Source organism: Nocardioides dubius, from assembly GCF_039528155.1.
GTDB classification, from domain to species: domain Bacteria; phylum Actinomycetota; class Actinomycetes; order Propionibacteriales; family Nocardioidaceae; genus Nocardioides; species Nocardioides dubius.
Genome location: NZ_BAAALG010000018.1, coordinates 25,780 through 44,667, shown reverse-complemented (window position 1 = coordinate 44,667; position 18,888 = coordinate 25,780). Strand labels below are relative to the sequence as shown.

Annotated in this window: 16 protein-coding genes; 8 read left to right on the top strand and 8 right to left on the bottom strand. The window is 67.7% G+C overall.

Features of this window, described 5'->3' with window-relative positions; translation table 11 throughout:
* Positions 1 to 54: 54 nt before the first annotated feature.
* From ABD151_RS21330 to dnaA, 8 genes are all read right to left on the bottom strand, one after another.
* Positions 55 to 567 carry a DUF3566 domain-containing protein gene (locus tag ABD151_RS21330; protein ID WP_343996886.1) on the bottom strand — a complete coding sequence of 171 codons (513 nt, stop codon included), beginning with the start codon at positions 565 to 567 and terminating at the stop codon, positions 55 to 57.
* A 3-nt stretch (positions 568 to 570) separates the two neighbouring features.
* Positions 571 to 3,195 (bottom strand): DNA gyrase subunit A, encoded by a 2,625-nt coding sequence (gene gyrA, locus ABD151_RS21325; RefSeq protein ID WP_415630114.1) that lies wholly within the window; start codon positions 3,193 to 3,195, stop codon positions 571 to 573.
* Positions 3,196 to 3,342: 147 nt separating this feature from the next.
* A complete protein-coding gene (gene gyrB / locus ABD151_RS21320) occupies positions 3,343 to 5,439 on the bottom strand; it encodes a DNA topoisomerase (ATP-hydrolyzing) subunit B (RefSeq protein ID WP_343996885.1) in 2,097 nt (698 codons plus the stop codon).
* A 254-nt stretch (positions 5,440 to 5,693) separates the two neighbouring features.
* The gene (locus ABD151_RS21315; protein WP_343996883.1) at positions 5,694 to 6,266 is read right to left on the bottom strand and encodes a DciA family protein; all 573 of its coding nucleotides are present in this window, start codon (positions 6,264 to 6,266) and stop codon (positions 5,694 to 5,696) included.
* Complete coding sequence (gene recF / locus ABD151_RS21310) at positions 6,244 to 7,413, bottom strand: DNA replication/repair protein RecF (protein ID WP_343996882.1); 1,170 nt, start codon at positions 7,411 to 7,413, stop codon at positions 6,244 to 6,246. The genes ABD151_RS21315 and recF overlap by 23 nt, the downstream gene beginning before the upstream one ends.
* Complete coding sequence (gene gnd, locus ABD151_RS21305; RefSeq protein ID WP_343996881.1) at positions 7,413 to 8,315, bottom strand: phosphogluconate dehydrogenase (NAD(+)-dependent, decarboxylating); 903 nt, start codon at positions 8,313 to 8,315, stop codon at positions 7,413 to 7,415. The genes recF and gnd overlap by 1 nt, the downstream gene beginning before the upstream one ends.
* A gap of 36 nt (positions 8,316 to 8,351) precedes the next feature.
* Positions 8,352 to 9,491, bottom strand: coding sequence for a DNA polymerase III subunit beta (dnaN, locus tag ABD151_RS21300; RefSeq protein WP_343996880.1), 1,140 nt, complete (start codon positions 9,489 to 9,491; stop codon positions 8,352 to 8,354).
* 402 nt (positions 9,492 to 9,893) lie between these two features.
* Complete coding sequence (gene dnaA / locus ABD151_RS21295; RefSeq protein WP_415630112.1) at positions 9,894 to 11,321, bottom strand: chromosomal replication initiator protein DnaA; 1,428 nt, start codon at positions 11,319 to 11,321, stop codon at positions 9,894 to 9,896.
* A gap of 486 nt (positions 11,322 to 11,807) precedes the next feature.
* On the opposite strand from dnaA, the gene rpmH reads away from it, so the two are divergent.
* The 8 genes from rpmH (at position 11,808) to ABD151_RS21255 (ending at position 16,895) form a co-directional block, all read left to right on the top strand.
* Positions 11,808 to 11,945 (top strand): 50S ribosomal protein L34, encoded by a 138-nt coding sequence (gene rpmH / locus ABD151_RS21290; RefSeq protein WP_343996879.1) that lies wholly within the window; start codon positions 11,808 to 11,810, stop codon positions 11,943 to 11,945.
* A gap of 26 nt (positions 11,946 to 11,971) precedes the next feature.
* A complete protein-coding gene (gene rnpA / locus ABD151_RS21285) occupies positions 11,972 to 12,310 on the top strand; it encodes a ribonuclease P protein component (RefSeq protein WP_343996878.1) in 339 nt (112 codons plus the stop codon).
* On the top strand, positions 12,307 to 12,573 hold the full coding sequence (gene yidD, locus ABD151_RS21280) for a membrane protein insertion efficiency factor YidD (protein ID WP_343996877.1): 267 nt from the start codon (positions 12,307 to 12,309) through the stop codon (positions 12,571 to 12,573). The genes rnpA and yidD overlap by 4 nt, the downstream gene beginning before the upstream one ends.
* Positions 12,574 to 12,582: 9 nt before the next feature.
* Positions 12,583 to 13,554: a membrane protein insertase YidC gene (yidC, locus tag ABD151_RS21275; RefSeq protein WP_343996876.1), complete on the top strand. Its 972-nt coding sequence runs from the start codon at positions 12,583 to 12,585 to the stop codon at positions 13,552 to 13,554.
* Positions 13,555 to 13,590: 36 nt separating this feature from the next.
* Entirely contained in the window at positions 13,591 to 14,088 is a 498-nt protein-coding gene (locus tag ABD151_RS21270; RefSeq protein ID WP_343996875.1) for a Jag family protein, read from the top strand.
* Positions 14,089 to 14,176: 88 nt separating this feature from the next.
* The gene (rsmG, locus tag ABD151_RS21265; protein WP_343996874.1) at positions 14,177 to 14,839 is read left to right on the top strand and encodes a 16S rRNA (guanine(527)-N(7))-methyltransferase RsmG; all 663 of its coding nucleotides are present in this window, start codon (positions 14,177 to 14,179) and stop codon (positions 14,837 to 14,839) included.
* Positions 14,746 to 15,897, top strand: coding sequence for a ParA family protein (locus tag ABD151_RS21260; protein ID WP_343996873.1), 1,152 nt, complete (start codon positions 14,746 to 14,748; stop codon positions 15,895 to 15,897). Before rsmG ends, ABD151_RS21260 begins: the two co-directional genes overlap by 94 nt.
* Positions 15,894 to 16,895, top strand: coding sequence for a ParB/RepB/Spo0J family partition protein (locus ABD151_RS21255; protein WP_343996872.1), 1,002 nt, complete (start codon positions 15,894 to 15,896; stop codon positions 16,893 to 16,895). The genes ABD151_RS21260 and ABD151_RS21255 overlap by 4 nt, the downstream gene beginning before the upstream one ends.
* Positions 16,896 to 18,888 lie beyond the last annotated feature (1,993 nt).

Here is an 18,888-nt window from a genome sequence, read left to right as displayed (position 1 = left end):
TGCGGAGCAGGGGAGCAGCTGCTCCGTCCGCATGACGTCCGCGACGCCGTCAGCTCAGCGCTCCTCCTCCGACAGCGTCACCTCGACGCCGCCGAGCAGTGCCGCAGCCATGTTGTACAGGTACGCCGTCAGCGTGGCGATCGCAGTCAGCAGCACCACGTCGATCACCGCCACCAGCATCGTGAAGCCCATCACGCGCCCGGTGCCGAGGTAGTTCTCCACCTCGAAGTTGGTGCCGTCCTCGCCGCCGATCACGTCGTGCACCATCTGGTTGATCGAGTCCCAGACGCCGGCAGCGCCCAGCACCATCCAGACGATCCCGACCGCCACCACGGTGACCACGCCGAACGCCACCGACAGCAGGAACGACGCCTTCATCACCGACCACGGGTCGACCCGGGTCAGCCGCAGCCGCGCCCTTCGCGGACGACGTCCGCCCGACGACAGCGCGGCTGCCATCGCGGCGTCCTCCGACTCCGGGTTGGCGTTGGCGCGCATCTGGTCTGCCGCGGAGTTGATCGCGGTGCGAAACCGCGCAGTCAGCGGCTCCTTCTGGCTCTCCGACATCGACTACTCACCGTTCTCGGTCGTGGAGGGGGCATCGGGCGTGGCTTCGATTGTCGCATCCGCCTGGTCAGCGGCCGCGTTCTCGACGTCCCCAGCACCCTCGACGGCGCCGTCGACGACCTCGCCCTCGACCACGATCGGCTCGCCGTTCTCGTCGAGCTCGATCTCGTCCTCGTCGCGGGTCTCCACCGAGCGGGTGACGACGGCGACCGAGTCCTTCTTCTTCGGCGTCACGAACTTCACGCCCTGCGTGGAGCGCCCGGTCGGCCGGAAGTCGGCGTTGATCGGGCTGCGCACGACCTGACCGCTCTGCGTGATGGTCAGGATCTCGTCACCGTCCTCGACGATGAACGCACCCACCAGCACCCCGCGCTCCGAGTTGGCCAGGGTCATCGCCTTGACGCCCTTGGTGCCACGGTTGGTGCGCCGGTACTCGTTGATCCGGGTCCGCTTGGCGTAGCCGCCATCGGTCATCGTGAAGACGTACTGCACCTTGGCGCCCGACTCCTCGTCGGCGTCCTCCACCGCAGCGTCCGCAGCCCGGATCACCGACATCGAGAGCACCGAGTCGCCGTCGGCGGTCGACATGCCGGTCACACCGGAGGTCGCGCGACCCATCGGCCGCAGCTGGCCGTCGTCCGCGGTGAACCGCACGGCCTGGCCCTTGCGCGAGACCAACAGGATCTCGTCGTCGGGGGAGACCAGCTCGGCACCGATCAGCACGTCGTCGTCCTCGCGGAAGTTGATCGCGATGACGCCGGCCTGGCGCGGCGAGTTGTAGTCGCCCAGACGCGTCTTCTTGACCAGGCCGCTACGGGTCGCGAGCACCAGGTATGGCGCCTGCTCGTAGTCGCGGATCGCCAGCACCTGCGCGATCGACTCGTCCGGCTGGAACGAGAGCAGACCCGCCACGTGACCACCCTTGGCATCGCGCGACGCCTCGGGCAGGTTGTACGCCTTGGTCCGGTACACCCGGCCGGCGGTGGTGAAGAAGAGCAGCCAGTGGTGGTTCGTCGTCGAGATGAAGTGCTCGACTACGTCGTCGCCGCGCAGCGAAGCCCCGCGCACGCCCTTGCCGCCACGCTTCTGGGTGCGGTACTGGTCCGCGCGCGTCCGCTTGGCGTAGCCACCGCGGGTGATCGAGACGACCAGGTCCTCATCGGGGATGAGGTCCTCCATCGACAGGTCGCCGTCGGCCGCGATCAGCTGCGAGCGACGCGGGGTGCCGAACTTCTCGACGATCTCACCGAGCTCGTCGATGATGATCTGCCGCTGGCGCGACTCGTTGGCCAGGATGTCGAGCAGGTCGGCGATCTCGCGCTCGAGCTCGGCAAGGCGGTCCATGATCTTCTGGCGCTCGAGAGCGGCCAGACGACGCAGCTGCATGTCGAGGATCGCCTGCGCCTGCAGCTCGTCGATGTCGAGCAGCTCGATCAGGCCGTTGCGGGCCTCCTCGACGTCGGGGGAGCGGCGGATCAGCGCGATCACGTCGTCCAGCGCATCGAGCGCCTTCACCAGACCGCGGTAGATGTGGGCCTGCTCCTCGGCACGGCGCAGCCGGTACCGGGTGCGCCGCTGGATGACCTCGATCTGGTGGGTCACCCAGTTGGAGATGAACTGGTCCACGGTCAGCGTGCGCGGCACGCCGTCCACCAGCGCCAGCATGTTGGCGCTGAAGTTGGTCTGCAGCTCGGTGTGCTTGAACAGGTTGTTCAGCACCACTCGGGCCACGGCGTCGCGGCGCAGCACCACGACCAGGCGCTGACCGGTGCGCGACGAGGTGTCGTCACGCACATCGGAGATGCCCTGCACCTTGCCGGAGTCGGCCAGCTCGGCGATCTTCAGAGCCAGGTTGTCCGGGTTGACCATGTAGGGCAGCTCGGTGATCACCAGGCAGGTGCGGCCCTTGTTGTCCTCGTCGATCTCGACGACGGCACGCTGGGTGATCGAGCCACGACCGGTCCGCTGCGCCTCCTCGATGCCGGTACGGCCGACGATCAGCGCACCGTTCGGGAAGTCGGGGCCCTTGATCCGCGCGACGGCGGCGTCCTGGAGCTCCTCACGGGTCGCGTCCGGGTGCTGCAGCGCCCAGATCGCGGCGTCCGCGACCTCGCCGAGGTTATGCGGCGGGATGTTGGTGGCCATGCCGACGGCGATGCCGGCAGAGCCGTTGACCAGCAGGTTCGGGAACCGGCTGGGCAGGATCGTCGGCTCCGAGGAGCGCCCGTCGTAGTTGGGCTGGAAGTCGACGGTCTCCTCTTCGATGTCGCGGACCATCTCCATGGCCAACGGCGCCATCTTGCACTCGGTGTAACGCATCGCGGCTGCGGGGTCGTTGCCCGGCGAGCCGAAGTTGCCCTGCCCGAGGATCAGCGGCGCACGCATCACCCACGGCTGCGCGAGACGGACCATGGTGTCGTAGATCGCGGAGTCACCGTGCGGGTGGTACTGACCCATCACGTCGCCGACGACGCGCGAGCACTTGGAGAAGCCGCGGTCGGGGCGGTAGCCGCCGTCGAACATCGCGTACAGCACGCGGCGGTGCACCGGCTTCAGGCCGTCGCGGACGTCGGGCAGCGCACGGCCGACGATGACCGCCATCGCGTAGTCGATGTAGGAGCGCTGCATGGAGGTCTGCAGCTCGATCTGGTCGATCCGGCCGCCGCCGCCACCGTCGCCACCGCCCACCGCGGCGGGCACGTTCTCGGGTGTGTTCTCGCTCAATGGAGTTCCTTCTGAAGTCGTCTACTCGAATCTAGGGATTTCTTTAGAGATCTAGATATCGAGGAATCGGACGTCCTTGGCGTTGCGCTGGATGAAGGACCGCCGCTGCTCGACGTCCTCACCCATCAGGATCGAGAAGATCTCGTCGGCGTGCGCGGCGTCGTCGAGGGTGACCTGCAGCAGCAGCCGCTGCTCCGGGTCCATCGTGGTCTCCCACAGCTCGTCGGCGTTCATCTCACCGAGACCCTTGTACCGCTGGACCGGGTTCTCCTTGGGCAACTTCTTGCCCGACTCGATCCCGGCCTTCATCAGCGCGTCACGCTCGGCGTCGGAGTAGACGAACTCGTGCTCGTGCGGCTTGTTCCAGCGCAGTCGGTACAGCGGCGGCTGCGCCATGTAGACGTAGCCCTGCTCGATCAGCGGCTTCATGAACCGGAACAGCAGCGTCAGCAGCAGCGTGTTGATGTGGTGGCCGTCGACGTCGGCGTCGGCCATCAGCACGATCTTGTGGTAACGCAGCTTGTCGATGTCGAACTCTTCGTGGATGCCGGTGCCGGCGGCCGAGATGATCGCCTGGACCTCGGCGTTGCCCAGCACCTTGTCGATGCGGGCCTTCTCCACGTTGAGGATCTTTCCGCGGATCGGCAGGATCGCCTGGATCCGCGGATCGCGGCCCTGCTTGGCCGAGCCGCCGGCGGAGTCACCCTCCACGATGAAGACCTCGCACTCGGCGGGGTTGGTCGACTGGCAGTCGGCCAGCTTGCCCGGCAGGCCTCCGCCGCCGAGCAGGCCCTTGCGGTTGCGGGCCAGGTCGCGGGCCTTGCGGGCCGCGATCCGCGCGGTCGCGGCGGCCTGCGCCTTGCGGATGATCTCCTTGCCGTCCGACGGGTTCTGCTCCAGCCAGGCACCGAGCTGGTCGTTGACCACCGACTGCACGAAGCCCTTGGCCTCGGTGTTGCCGAGCTTTGCCTTGGTCTGGCCCTCGAACTGCGGCTCGGAGATCTTCAGGCTGATGATGGCGGTCAGGCCCTCCCGGATGTCGTCACCCGTGAGCCTGTCCTCCTTCTTCTTGACCAGGCCCCACTCCTCGCCCCAGCGGTTCATCAGCGAGGTGAGCGCCGAACGGAAGCCCTCCTCGTGCGTGCCGCCCTCGGGAGTGTTGATGTTGTTGGCGAAGGTGTGCACCGACTCGTTGTACGAGGAGACCTGCCACTGCATAGCGACCTCGAGGCTCATCGGGTTCGCCACGGAGTCACCGGTCTCGGCCTCGAAGGCGATGATCGGCGAGACCGGCTGCTTGCGCCGGTTGAGGAAGTCCACGTAGTCGGCCAGACCCCGCTCGAACTGGAAGACCTGCTCCAGCGTGGCGCGACCATCGACCTGGGCGGCGTGCACCTCGGCCTCGCCGTCCTGGACGCCGGTTCCGTCGGAGACCGCCTCCGCGATCTCGCTGGCCTGGGGGCGCAGGTCCCGCAGCTCGATGCGCAATCCCTTGTTGAGGAAGGCCATCTCGCGGAACCGGGTGGAGATCGTCTCCAGCGAGTACGTCGTCGTCTCGAAGATCTCGGGGGAGGCCGACCAGGTGACCGTGGTGCCGGTGCGCTCGCCCTCCTCCAGCTCACGGACCTGCCGCAGCGGGTAGTCCGGGACGCCGATCGAGAACTCCTGCTCCCACAGGTAGCCGCGGTTCTTGATCTCGAGCTTCAGGTTCGTCGAGAGTGCGTTCACCACCGAGGAGCCGACGCCGTGCAGACCGCCGGAGACCTTGTAGCCGCCGCCGCCGAACTTTCCACCGGCGTGCAGCACCGTCAGCGCCAGGGTGGCCGCCGGAAGCTCCTGGCCCGGGGCGGTTCCGGTCGGGATGCCGCGACCGTTGTCGGCCACGGAGACCGAGCCGTCCTCGTTGAGGGACACCTTGATGGTGTCGCAATAGCCGGCCAGCGACTCGTCGACCGCGTTGTCCACGATCTCCCAGATCAGGTGGTGCAGTCCGCGCTCGCCGGTGGAGCCGATGTACATGCCGGGCCGCTTGCGCACGGCCTCGAGGCCCTCGAGAACCTGGATGGCCGATGCGTCGTAGGTGTCACCATCTGCTGGGGCCGTCGACGTGGGGTCGGTCGGGTTCTCGACAGCTTCGTTCTCGCTCACGCGTTCCTCTATCTGGTGGGCTGCACTGCGTAGGACATGCAGAGGGTCGCGGCTCAGTGACTCGACGACTGGCCCGACGACCCGACTGTCATCTTACCCCGCGGAAACCACGATCCCAGGCATGTAGCCCCCGGCCTGGGGATAAAGATCGCGAAAAATCGCCTCTCACAGTCCCGGAAAGCCGTCAGGAACGGCCCAGCAGGGGGTCCGCTGAGTCCCCATACCTCCGAAGGGCCCTCAGATCGGCAGAACGCTCACCCGTAGGTGTCGCGCGGTCCGCGACCGTCGCGGGTGCTGAACCGGCCCTTGCGCCACGACGGGAGGTGCGGCCCTTCGACCTCGATCACCACCACAGTCCCGTGGCCCAGCTCCTCGTTCAGGCGGCGCACCAGGGTCGGCGCCAGCAGCCGGAGCTGGGTCGCCCAGGCCGTGGAGTCGGTGCGCACGGTCAGCTTGCCGTCGGCGAAGGCGATCGGCGTGCAGTGCTGGGCGACCTCGTCGCCGACGATCGCCGGCCACCGGCCGAAGACGCTGTGCACCTTCAGGTCGAGCGCCCAGCCCAGGTCGGAGACCAGGCGGCCCATCGTGGAGTCGAGCAGCTGCGGATCGCGCTCGTCGGGGTGTGCTCCCGAGGACTTCGGGACGCCGGAGCGACGCAGCCGGCGCAGGCTCTTCGGCTTGCGGCGCGGCGCCGTCGACGCAGCACCGGCGGTCGCCTTGCTGATCGCACGGGCAAGATCGAGCCCGGAGGCGTCGTGGTCGGGTGCGGCCCAGAACTCCGCGCCCTCGGGCACCTCCTCGTGCTCACTCTCCGACGGCTCCGCCACGTTCCACCTCCCCGGCTGCGACCAGGTGCCGCACCCCACCCAGCTCAGGCGGGACGTCGGCACCGACGGCTGCGGTGACCAGCACCTGTTCGGCGTCCGCGACCAGGCCGGCCAGCTGACTGCGCCGCTCACTGTCCAACTCCGCGAAGACGTCGTCCAAGATCAGGATCGGGTCATCGCCCTCGTGGCGCAACAGGTCGTAGGACGCGAGCTTGAGCGCCAGCGCGAACGACCAGGACTCGCCATGCGAGGCGTACCCCTTCACCGGCAGCCGCTGCTCGGTGGAGCCCAAGGTGAACAGGACGTCGTCGCGGTGCGGGCCGACCAGGCTGACGCCGCGCTCGAGCTCGTCGCGTCGCCGCTCCTCCAGCTCCGCGCGCAGCGCACCCTCCAGCGCCGTCACCTCGGGCAGCACCACGCCGAGCTCCAGCGACGGCTTGTAGGTGAGATCGGCGTCGTCGCGACCGGCGCCCCGCGCGACCGTCTGATACGCCGCACCGAGGTAGGGGCGCAGGTCCTCGACCAGATGGATCCGAGCAGCGAGGATCTCAGCACCCGTGCGCGCCAGGTGCTCGTCCCAGACCACCAGCGTGTCCAGGATGGTCGGGTCGCTGTGCACCGCACGCGATCCGCCGCGCGAGCGCGCCGTCTTGAGCAGCGTGTTGCGCTGCTTCAGCACCCGCTCGTAGTCGGCGCGGACGCCGGCCATCCGCGGAGCCCGCAGCATCAACAGATCATCGAGGAAGCGACGACGCTCCGACGGGTCGCCCTTCACCAGGGCCAGGTCGTCGGGCGCGAAGACCACCGTGCGGACCAGACCGATCAGGTCCCGGGTGCGGGGGAGGGGGGAGCGGTTGATCCGAGCCCGGTTCGCGCGCCCCGGATTGATCTCGACCTCGAGCACGGCGGTACGGCCGTCGCGCACCACGGCGGCCCGCACGATCGCCTGGTCGGTCTCGGCCCGCACCAGGGGCAGGTCGCTGGAGACTCGGTGCGAGGAGAGCCGGCTCAGGTAGTCGATCGCCTCGACCAGGTTGGTCTTGCCCTGCCCGTTGCGACCGACGAACGCGTTCACGCCGGGTTCGAGCGGAAGCTCGAGGTCGGCGTAGGAGCGGAAGTTGTGGAGAGTCAGATGGGAGACGTGCATCAGCTCGCGCCGGGCGCCGTACCCGGATCGTTCGTGCGGATCGCGTGGCCCCCGAACTGGTTGCGCATCGCCGCGATCGCCTTCATCGCGGGGGAGTCGTCCTGGCGGGAGACGAAGCGGGCGAAGAGCGCAGCCGTGATCGCCGGCACCGGGACGGCGTTGTCGATCGCTGCCTCGACGGTCCACCGGCCCTCGCCGGAGTCCTCTGCGTAGCCGCGCACCTCGGCCAGGCCCGGGTCCTCCTCCAGCGCGTTGACCATCAGGTCGAGCAGCCAGGAGCGGATCACCGTGCCCTCGCGCCAGGAGGCGAAGACCTCGGTCACGTTGTCGACCAGATCCACCTTCTCCAGCAGCTCCCAGCCCTCGGCGTACGCCTGCATCAGTGCGTACTCGATGCCGTTGTGCACCATCTTGGCGAAGTGTCCCGCGCCGACCTTGCCGGCATGCACCGCGCCTGAGTCGCCCTCGGGCTTGAGTGCGTCGAAGGCCGGCTGCACCTTGGCGATGTCGTCGGCTGCGCCGCCGTACATCAGCGCGTAGCCGTTCTGCGCGCCCCACACCCCGCCGGAGACGCCGCAGTCCACGAAGCCGATCTGGTGCTCGGCGAGCAACTCGGCATGCTTCTGGTCGTCGGTCCACCGCGAGTTGCCGCCGTCGACGACGACGTCGCCGGCACCGAGCAGGCCGGACAGCTCCTCGACGGTGGCCCGGGTGGGCTCACCGGCCGGCACCATCACCCAGACCACCTTGGGGCTGGGCAGGGCGTCGACCAGCGCGGGCAACGAGTCGACGTCGGCAAGGTCGGGGTTGCGGTCGTAGCCGGTGACCGTGTGTCCGGCCGCACGCAGCCGGGCACGCATGTTGCCCCCCATCTTGCCGAGTCCGACGAGTCCGATGTGCACGGTGACCTCCTCGATCGTGGCGGTTGGGGGAATGACTCAGGACAGCAGGCGGCGCGGCATCAACAGGTAGCGGAAGCCGCCACCCTCGCCGCCGTCCCCGCTGGTGCCACTCATCACGACCGGCTTGGTCGACTGGGTGAAGGCGAGCTCGACGACCGGCTCCTCGATGGCACCGAGGCCGTCGAGCAGGAAGCCCGGGTTGAAGCCGGTGGTGATGTCGTCGCCGTTGATCACGGCCTCGATCGACTCGCTCGCCTGCGCCTCGTCGCCGGAGCCGGCGTCCAGGGTGAGCACGCCGTCGCTGAACGCCAGCTGGACGGCGGTGTTGCGCTCGGCCACCAGGGAGACGCGCTTGACCGACTCGATCAGCGCCTCGCGGTCGACGGTCGCCACGGTCAGGTGCTCGGCCGGGAAGAGGCTGCGGACCTTGGGGAACTCACCGTCGAGCAGACGCGTGGTGGTGCGCCGGGTGCCGCCGGCAGCAGTGCCCTCGAAGCCGATGATGCCCTCACCGGCACCGCCGGCCGAGAGCGCGATGGTGATCTCGACGCCGGAGCTCAGCGACTTCGCGGTGTCAGCGAGCACCTTGGCGGGCACCAGCGCGGCGACCGTCTCGTCGGGAGTGCCCGGCGTCCACGGGATGTCGCGCAGCGAGAGCCGGAACCGGTCGGTGGCCAGCAGCGAGATCGACGAGCCGTCGATCTCGATCCGGACGCCGGTGAGCACGGGCAGCATGTCGTCACGGCCGGCGGCGGTGACGGCCTGGCTGACGGCGCGGGCGAACACATCGCTGCGCACGGTGCCGGTCGCGGCGGGCATCTCCGGCAGGGCCGGGTACTCCTCGACCGGCAGCGTCTGCAGGCTGAAGCGGGCCGAGCCGCAGGTCAGCGAGACCCGGGCGCCGTCGAGCACCATCTCGACGGGCTTGTTCGGCAGGCTCTTGCAGATGTCGGCGAGCAGCCGGCCGCTGACCAGGGCCTTGCCCTCGTCGCTGACCTCGGCGTTGAGCTCGGCGCGCGCAGAGGTCTCGTAGTCGAAGGTGGAGAGCACCAGACCTTGGTCGGTGGTCTCGATGAGCAGGCCTGCAAGGACGGGGACGCTCGGCCGGATCGGGAGGCTGCGGGCAGCCCAGGCCACAGCATCGGCGAGCACGTCACGCTCGACGCGGAACTTCACGTAACTCTTCCTCCGGTGCGATCTGTGAGAGCGAATAACAAGTCCTGAGCCTGCATCCTGCCATGCGAGGCGTGGGCCAGGGGAGGCCTGGGGGGATCGAAGCCTCCTCCAAGGTTCTTGTCATTCGCTCGTCATCCACAGCTGGCCGGGCAGTTGGGGGTTCGCGGTCCTTGGGAGGCAGAAATTGGTCTCACAGTTGTCATAGGGTCCGTGGAAATTGTGGAGAACTCGTCTTTCCGCAGGTCAGGCCGGATTTTCCTGTGCACAGGGGCTGTGAGTGGCGCAGTGGACGCACTGCGACCCGGTGTGGAACTCCCCCGCTCAGAACTACAACTTCTCTGCTTCCCCACAGAATCACTCATTTGTCATTCGTAGGGTTCGGGGGAGTTCTCCACAGGTTGTTCAGCTCTGGCGGGCCTGCATCTTGATGCGATTCGTGAGCTCCGAGACCTGGTTGAACACCGATCGGCGCTCGGCGATCAGCTGGTTGATCTTGCGCTCGGCGTACATCACCGTGGTGTGGTCGCGGTTGCCGAACTGGGCGCCGATCTTCGGCAGCGACAGGTTGGTGAGCTCGCGGCACAGGTACATGGCGATCTGCCGGCCCTGGACCAGGTGCCGGCCACGCGACGGGCCGGTGAGGTCCTCGATGGAGACGCCGAAGTAGGCAGCCGTCTGGGCGATGATCGCGGCCGCGGTGATCTCGGGCTCGGCGCCCTCGGGGATCAGGTCCTTCAGCACGATCTCGGCGAGGGTGGTGTCAACCTCTTGGCGGTTCAGGCTCGCGAAGGCGGTGACCCGGATCAGGGCGCCCTCCAGCTCGCGGATGTTGGTCTGCACCTTGGAGGCGATGAACTCGAGCACGTCGGCGGGCGCCGACATCCGCTCCATCGCTGCCTTCTTGCGCAGGATCGCGATCCGGGTCTCCAGGTCGGGTGCCTGGACGTCGGTGATCAGACCCCACTCGAACCGGCTGCGCAGCCGGTCCTCCAGCGCCTCGAGGCGCTTGGGCGGCCGGTCGCTGGTGAGCACGATCTGCTTGTTGGCGTTGTGCAGCGCGTTGAAGGTGTGGAAGAACTCCTCCTGCGTCTGGGTCTTGCCCTCGAGGAACTGGATGTCGTCGATGAGCAGGACGTCGACGTCGCGGTAGCGGCGCTGGAAGGTCTCCGGCCGCTTGTCCTTGATCGCGTTGATGAACTCGTTGGTGAACTCCTCGCTGGAGACGTAGCGCACCTTGATCCCGCGGAACAGGGCGCGCACGTAGTGCCCGACCGAGTGCAGCAGGTGCGTCTTGCCCAGTCCGGAGTCTCCATAGATGAGGAGCGGGTTGTACGCCTTGCCCGGCGACTCGGCCACGGCGACGGCGGCCGCGTGCGGGAACCTGTTGGACGAGCCGATGACGAAGGTCTCGAACGTGTACTTGGGGTTGAGCCGCGTCTCGAGGACACTTCCCTGTCCACTAGTCGATTTGTCGACAAGTTGACTTTCCCCGGTGAGCTCCGGGAGTGGAGCAGGCTCCGGCTCCGGAGTGGGCTCGGGCGCGAGCGGCTCGGGGTCGGCATCCATCGCCTGCTCGAGCTGGGGGTTCACCGTCACCGCGATCCGGATCTGTTGGCCATAGGCAGCGGTGAGGGAGTCCTCCAGGCGGGTGCGCAGCCGGCCCTCGAGCTGGTTGCGGGTGAACTCGTTGGGAACCGCGATGATCGCGGTGCTCTCGTGCAGGGTCACCGGCTCGCTGGTGCGCAGCCAGCCGCGGTGGTTGGGCTGAAGATCGTCGACCAACCCCCGCCAGACCTGATCGAGGTTGGGCTGATCGTCGCCGCTGGACACCGTGTGATTCTCCCTTGATGGCGCGCCGGGCAACCGCTCGGCAACTATTTCTTCCACAACTTTCTCCACAGGTTGTGCATGGCCACCCCGATCGGTGGAATCGGGGCCGCTCCGCGCTGGTCCAGGCCTCGGGTCGAGGACTGTTTTCCCAGGTCAGCAGCAACATTCCGGTGAATGTGACGTGCCTCACGTGGACCAGTTGGAGGGCTGTGGAAAGTCGCCTCAGCCACCCGTGAAGGGGTCGAACCTATCGCCGGTTGTGGGTAACGTTCAACCCGTCATCCACAGGTTTCGGCGTGCTGAGTTTGACCCTCTCATCGGCGAGCACGTACCGTTACAAGGTCGCGTCCGGTCTCGACCGGTGCCGCATGTCCACGAAGCCCACCTAGCGGGCGTCCTGGGCGGGCGGTGCCAGCCGAAATGTGCCGCCTGTTCGGGCATCGGACGTGGACAAGCCCTGCACTCGAATATCGAAAGAGCGAAGCCGTGAGCAAGCGTACTTACCAGCCGAACAACCGTCGCCGTCACAAGGTGCACGGCTTCCGCCTGCGCATGCGTACCCGCGCCGGCCGCGCGATCCTGTCGGCTCGCCGTCGTAAGGGCCGCGAGAAGCTCGCCGTCTGAGCTCACGCGCGAAAATCCGACCGGCCTTGTTGCCGAAGGAGTCCCGTCTCACGACTGGTGACGATTTCCGTCGGGCAAGCCGTCAAGGCCGTCGAGCCGGTTCCGCAACCTTGGTTCTCCACCTGTGGGTGGATGGATCGGAGCGGGGACCGGCTCGTGTCGGTTTCGTGGTGAGCAAGGCGGTGGGTAATGCCGTCGTCCGCAATCGCGTGCGTCGCCGACTCCGACACCTGATCCGGGAGCACCTCGCTGTGCTTCCGGATTCTGGCGTGCTCGTGGTCCGTGCGCTGCCGGCTGCTGCGGAGGCTGACTCCTCGCTGCTGGGCGAGGACCTCGCCCATTGCCTGCGCCGGGTGCTGCGATGACCGGTGCGCTGATGAAGTACGACCCGATCCGGCTGCTGCTGATCGGCTTCCTGAAGCTCTACCGGATGTTCATCAGTCCGTTGTACGGCCAGGTCTGTCGCTACCACCCCACCTGCTCCGCGTATGCGTTGGAAGCGGTGACGGTCCACGGAAGTCTGCGCGGCACCTGGCTGGCGATCCGCCGGCTCGGCCGCTGCCACCCGTGGGCCGCCGGTGGTCTGGACCCGGTTCCCCCAGCCCGCAACACTCCTTCCCCCTCCTGAGGAGCCTCTGTGTCCTTCTTCACCTCGATCGGCAGCTTCATCATGCAGCCGCTGTACTACGCGATCTCCGCGGTGCTTGTCGGCTGGCACAACTTCTGGAGCCTCTTCTTCGACCCTGAGTCGGGTGCGGCCTGGGTGCTGTCGATCGTCGGCCTCACGTTGGTGGTCCGTGCCGCGCTGATCCCGCTCTTCGTGAAGCAGATCAAGTCGTCGCGCAACATGCAGCTGCTCCAGCCCAAGGTGCGTGAGCTGCAGAAGAAGTACGGCCACGACCGGGAGCGCCTCGCTCAGGAGACGATGGCGCTCTACAAGGAGGCGGGCACCAACCCGTTCGCCTCGTGTCTGCCCCTGCTGCTGCAGATGCCGATCTTCCTGGCGCTCTTCCGGCTGCTCGACCAGGCGGCGAAGAACGAAGAGGGTCGCGGCATCCTGAGCGACGAGCGGGCCACCGAGTTCGCCCACTCCGAGCTGTTCGGTGTGCAGATCTCCAAGACCTTCCTCGGCGCCGACGGCGACCTGGGCGTCCAGATCATGGCTGCGGTCCTGGTCATCGCGATGCTAGTGACGACCTTCACCACGCAGCGTCAGTTGATGACGAAGAACATGCCCGAGTCCGCCATGAGCGGTCCGTACGCCCAGCAGCAGAAGATGCTCCTCTACGTGCTCCCCGTGGTCTTCGCCATCGGTGGTGTCGCCTTCCCGATCGGTGTCCTCGTCTACTGGACCGTCTCGAACCTCTGGACCATGGGCCAGCAGTTCTACGTGATCCGCCGCAACCCGGCCCCCGGCACGCCTGCTGCCGACGCGAAGGCCGAGCGCGAGAAGGCGAAGGCCATCCGCAAGGGCAAGCCTGTCCCCACCGAGGTGGTCGAGGCAGAAGAGGTCGTCGAGGACCGCCCTGCCCCCCGTGTTCAGCCCAAGCGCCAGACCAAGAGTCAGCGCAAGAAGGGCCCGCAGAACCGCGGCCCCAAGGGCTCCTGACCTGATCGTTCCCTCCAGTACAAGGAGTAGTGACAAGTGACTGATGACGTGACCACTGAGGCCCCGAGGCCGTCGAAGGTCGAGCGCCTCGAGAACGAGGGCGAGATCGCGGCTGACTACCTCGAAGAGCTTCTCGACATTGCTGACCTCGACGGCGACATCGACATGGATGTCGAGGGCGACCGGGCATCCGTGTCGATCGTCGGCTCGGAGCTCAAGCAGCTGATCGGCCGCAACGGTGAGGTCCTGGAGGCTCTGCAGGAGCTCACCCGCCTGGCCGTCTACCGCGAGACCGGTGAGCGCTCCCGGCTGATGCTGGACGTCGGTGGCTTCCGGGCTGCTCAGCGTCAGCGCCTGACTGAGCTTGCCGAGCGGACTGTGGCCCAGGTGAAGGAGACGGGTGCCCCTGTCTCCCTGGAGCCGATGTCCCCGTTCGAGCGCAAGGTCGTTCACGACGCCGTCGCCGCCGGTGGCTGCAGCTCGGAGTCCGAGGGCGCTGAGCCCCGCCGCTACGTGGTCGTCCTTCCCGACTGACGACGTCATGGTGGATGTTTCACGTGAAACACCCCCCGGGCCGCCGGCAACGCCGGCGGAGGCCCGGGGGGTTTTCCCTTCTGAGCGGTTGTCCCTTGCTGAGCGCTACACGGCCTGGTTGGCCGATGCCGGCGTCGTCCGTGGCCTGATCGGACCGCGGGAGGTGCCACGGCTCTGGGAACGGCACGTCCTGAACTGTGCGGTCGTGAATGAGGCGCTTCCCGACGAGGCCTTCACGCTCTGCGACATCGGCTCCGGTGCCGGTCTTCCCGGATTGGTGCTGGCGATCATGCGGCCCGATGCCGCCATCACGCTCGTTGAGCCGTTGCTCCGGCGTACTGACTTCCTGACCGAGGTCGCTGAGAATCTCGGTCTCTCCAACGTCACCGTTCACCGGGGGCGCGCTGAGGACCTGGCAGGCGCCCAGCAGTTCGATGTGGTGACCTCGCGTGCCGTGGCCCCGCTCGATCGCCTCCTCCGCTGGTCGATGCCGCTCGTAGGTCCCGATGGCGAGCTGGTGGCCATGAAGGGAAGCTCGGCCGCCGAGGAGATCGAGACCCACGCAGCTGTTTTGAAGAAGCTCCGCTGTGCGGCCCCGATCGTTCAACAGGTGGGCGCAGGCGTCGTTGATCCCCAGACCACCGTGGTCCGGGTTTCGTGGGCCGATCCCACACGAGTAAGTTTGCCGGGTGCGACTCGTCGCAACGGTTCAACCTCGGGCAAGAAGGACAGGCGATCTCGCCGCCGCTAGGCGGAGTTATCCACCGGTTTTGGCTGGGCGCTGAGCGTGCCTGTCCACAGAAATGCCCTGATCATCCACAGGAAGAGGCGCTGATGGTTTCACGTGAAACAGAGCCGGAGACTCCGACCTTCACGGTGCGCACCGCGGGCGATCTCGCCAAGAACCAGGACCTGTACGAGGATGAGGCGACGCCGCTGGCACAAGCGGCCGAGCACACTGTCCTCGCTCGTACGACGACCCGGATGGCGAGCCAGCGGCCCGACGCGACACGAGTGATGGTCGTGGCCAACCAGAAGGGTGGCGTCGGCAAGACGACGACCACCGTCAACGTGGCCGCCGGCCTGGCCCAGCTCGGGCAACGCGTGCTCGTCATCGACCTCGACCCGCAGGGCAATGCGTCCACGGCGCTCTCTGTCGACCACCGGCGTGGCACTCCGTCGACGTACGACCTCCTGGTCGATGGCGCGCCGCTGAGCGAGGTCATGCACGCCAGCCCTGAGCACGACCTGTTGCAGGTCGTGCCCGCCACCATCGACCTTGCCGGCGCTGAGATCGAGCTGGTCTCGGTGGTGGCCCGTGAGAGCCGCCTGCGCAAGGCGATCCACGCGCACCCCATGGTCGGTTCCGCCGACGAGGTGGGCGAGGAGCGGTTGGACTACGTGCTCATCGACTGCCCGCCGTCGCTCGGGCTGCTTACCCTGAACGCTTTGGTCGCGGGTGACGAGATGCTGATCCCGATCCAGGCTGAGTACTACGCCCTGGAGGGCCTGGGCCAGCTTCTGGAGACCGTGGAGATGGTGCGGGCTCACCTGAACCAGGCACTGAACGTCTCCACGATCCTGATCACCATGTTCGATGGCCGCACGCGGCTCTCCTCCGGTGTGGCGGAGGAGGTGCGCGAGCACTTCGGCGACACCGTGCTGAAGACGGCGATCCCGCGCTCGGTGCGTGTCTCCGAGGCTCCCTCCTACGGACAGACCGTGATGACGTATGACCCGGGATCTCCGGGTGCGTTGAGCTACCTTGAGGCTGCCCGTGAGATCAGCACGAAGGGAGCACCCGCATGACGAAGTCAGCGCCGCGCCGTGGTCTGGGCCGGGGGCTCGGTGCCCTGATCCCTACCGCTACGGAGCCTGTGGCGCCTCCTGCAGGCCCCAATGGGGTTGCTGGGGGATCCACGACGGTGGAACGGGCCGTGGCGGCCTCAGGTGGCGCTCCAGAGGCTCCTGTCGCCCCGGAAGAGCCCGCTGCCGACGGCACCGCCTACTTCGCTGAGCTTCCGATCGGCTCGATTCACCCCAACACCCGCCAGCCGCGCCAGGTCTTCGAGGAAGAAGCCATGGCCGAGCTGGTGCACTCGGTGCGCGAGGTTGGGCTGCTGCAGCCGATCGTGGTGCGCCGCGATGGAGCAGACTCCTACGAGCTGATCATGGGCGAGCGGCGGTGGCGCGCCTCGCAGCAGGCCGGCCTGACGGTCATCCCCGCGATCGTCCGTCAGACCGAAGACGACGACATGCTCCGGGACGCCCTCCTGGAGAACCTGCACCGCTCCCAGCTGAACCCGTTGGAAGAGGCTGCTGCCTACGGCCAGCTCCTGGAGGACTTCGGTTGCACGCATGACGAGCTCGCGCAGCGGATCGGTCGCTCGCGGCCGCAGATCAGCAACACGCTTCGTCTGCTGAAGCTTTCGCCGGCTGTGCAGCGTCGGGTCGCGGCTGGCGTCCTCTCTGCCGGGCACGCCCGCGCGCTGCTTGGCGTCGAGGACCCGGACCTCCAGGACCGGCTCGCGCAGCGCGTGGTCTCTGAGGGGATCAGCGTGCGTGGCCTCGAGGAGATCGTGGCGGTAGGGGAGCACGGCAAGAAGGAGCGGGCACCCCGTCGCAAGCTTCAGGCACCCGGTCTGACTGAGTTGTCGGACCGGTTGAGCGACCGCTTCGAGACGCGGGTCAAAGTGGACCTGGGCAAGTCCAAGGGGAAGATCACCGTGGAGTTCGCCTCCATGGATGATCTTCGCCGCATCGTCGAGGTGATGGATCCGCGGAACCGGACGGATCGCCCGATCTGATCGGAGCATCACACGCGGTTGCCGAAGCGAGTTGGAAGTGGCGCAGACCTGATGGTCTGCGCCACTTCTGTCTTCCTAGCGGTCTGTCGACGGGTAGCTGGGTGGGGACTCTGGGTTGGTCCGGTACAGCTGAGCGCGTGGACTGCGCGGCGAATTAGCAATAAGTCGATAAAGTGATGTGGGCCGCGTGGCCGGAGAGCGGATTCGGACATTTCGGTCGCGTCGCCGCCGAACTGGGTGAGCGTGGGTGGTTGGGCGACCGGATCCACTCCGCTCAGAATCCGCCTGACAGAACTCGTCGATCGTCGTCCCCGGCTTGGGACTGGTGCTGAATCGGCCAGAAAGCGCCATTGGAAGCCCTAGTGGGCCGCTCTGGCGCCAAAACTTCAACGGTGTAGTTCTCGTCCGTGTGAGCGCGTCTGAAGTCCGGTTCGCGGAGGTTCTGGTCAGCTGGTCCTTGGCAGCACGTGATCTCGGGCCTCGGTCGACCTCCAAAGAGCGATTCTTCGCCTTGAGTGGCCTCGAGAAAGGGGGCGCGGCCTGATGGCCAGGCTCGGGGCGTCGGGCGTCGGGCGCAGGGCACCGGGCGAACGGTCGGCACGTTGGCGCGAATCCGCCCGCAAGGTCGATGATCCCTTGCACCTGGTGGGCGCGGCCTACAGCATGCCTAGCCCGTATGCGTCCGAGCAGCCGGTCCCCCGCGGGCATCTGGAGGAGCGTGGAAGGGCGTGGTCTCGAAGGGGCGGTGCGAGCTAAGAAGGGTGACGCGGCCCCACCTCGCCGTGCCGTGCGTTCCTTTCGATGCGGGCGATGCAGCGCTATTCCGGTTCCAGGGGCCGGTCGGTCCGTCCGTATGGTCGCGCTCCGATGCCCTCCGCGCCGATGGGCTGGGCCACTGGACGAGGCGGGGTCCCGGTGCACAAGAAGCGCCCCTCGGGGGGGGGGGGGGGGGGGGGGGGGGGGNGACTGATCGGGTGGGCTGCTCCCAATTGCCCGCAGATCAGGCGTGTGCTGGATGTTTCACGTGGAACCAAGAACCGTGAAACCGCACGCGGAGGCGTTGGTAAGTAAGTGCTGCCCACCCGATCAGTCGCGAGGGGCGCCACTCCGCCGCACGGAGGTGCCGCGGTGGCTTAACGCACCGCGCTCTCGCGGACCACTGGAATCTAGCCGGGCAGGATCTGCAACGCGCACGCCAACGCGGCAGGGCGTCCGTGCGACCGACCGCGAGCCGATCCCCGCCAGCCTCATCAGCTCGTACCCAGCAGCCGGTGGCAATCACAAAGTGGACCGCCTCAGGCCGCCAGCGCCGAGCCGCCAGCCGCCAGGGCCGAGCCGTGCGCCCCCAGCGTCGAGCCGTGGGCCGCCGGCGCCGAGCCGTGGGCCGCCCGCCATCGCCGCGAGGCCGCCGGCGCCGAGCCGCTCGCTGTACCCAGCATCAGGCCGGTAACAGGCAACGACGGGGCTAGAAGGGCCCGACGGGCGTGGTGGCGCTTCTCGGGGCTGCGTGGCTGTGAGGCCGGCGCTGAGGGACAGGTAGCGATCCCAAAGCGTCAGTCTGGGCGAGCCTTGGGCACCTCGTGACGAGTGCTGGAGAGCCGATACGCGCCGCCACCGGGTCGAGGCGGCCCCGCGTGGCTGCGAGGCCGGCGCTGAGGCACCGGCAGTGAGCCCAAAGCGTCAGCGCAGGCGAGCCTTGGACTCCTCGTGATGAGTACTGGATCCAATGCGCGCCACTACCGGGTCGAGGCGGCCCCGCCACCCCACTGGCGTGGCATGGCGGGCAGGACACCGCGGCGCGCACAGCAGGGCCGGGCCGCATGGCCGGCGGCGCGCGGGACCGCTAACAGCCCCAGCCGCCAGCGGCACTGGTTGGGTCTGCCGCCGCGATGCTGAGGGGAGCAGGCTCGCGTCAACGCGCGTCCGAATCCGATCGCGGCGCGCCGACTCCTGGCCTCAAGGGAGGAGGTGGACCACGACCGTGAGCGAGTCG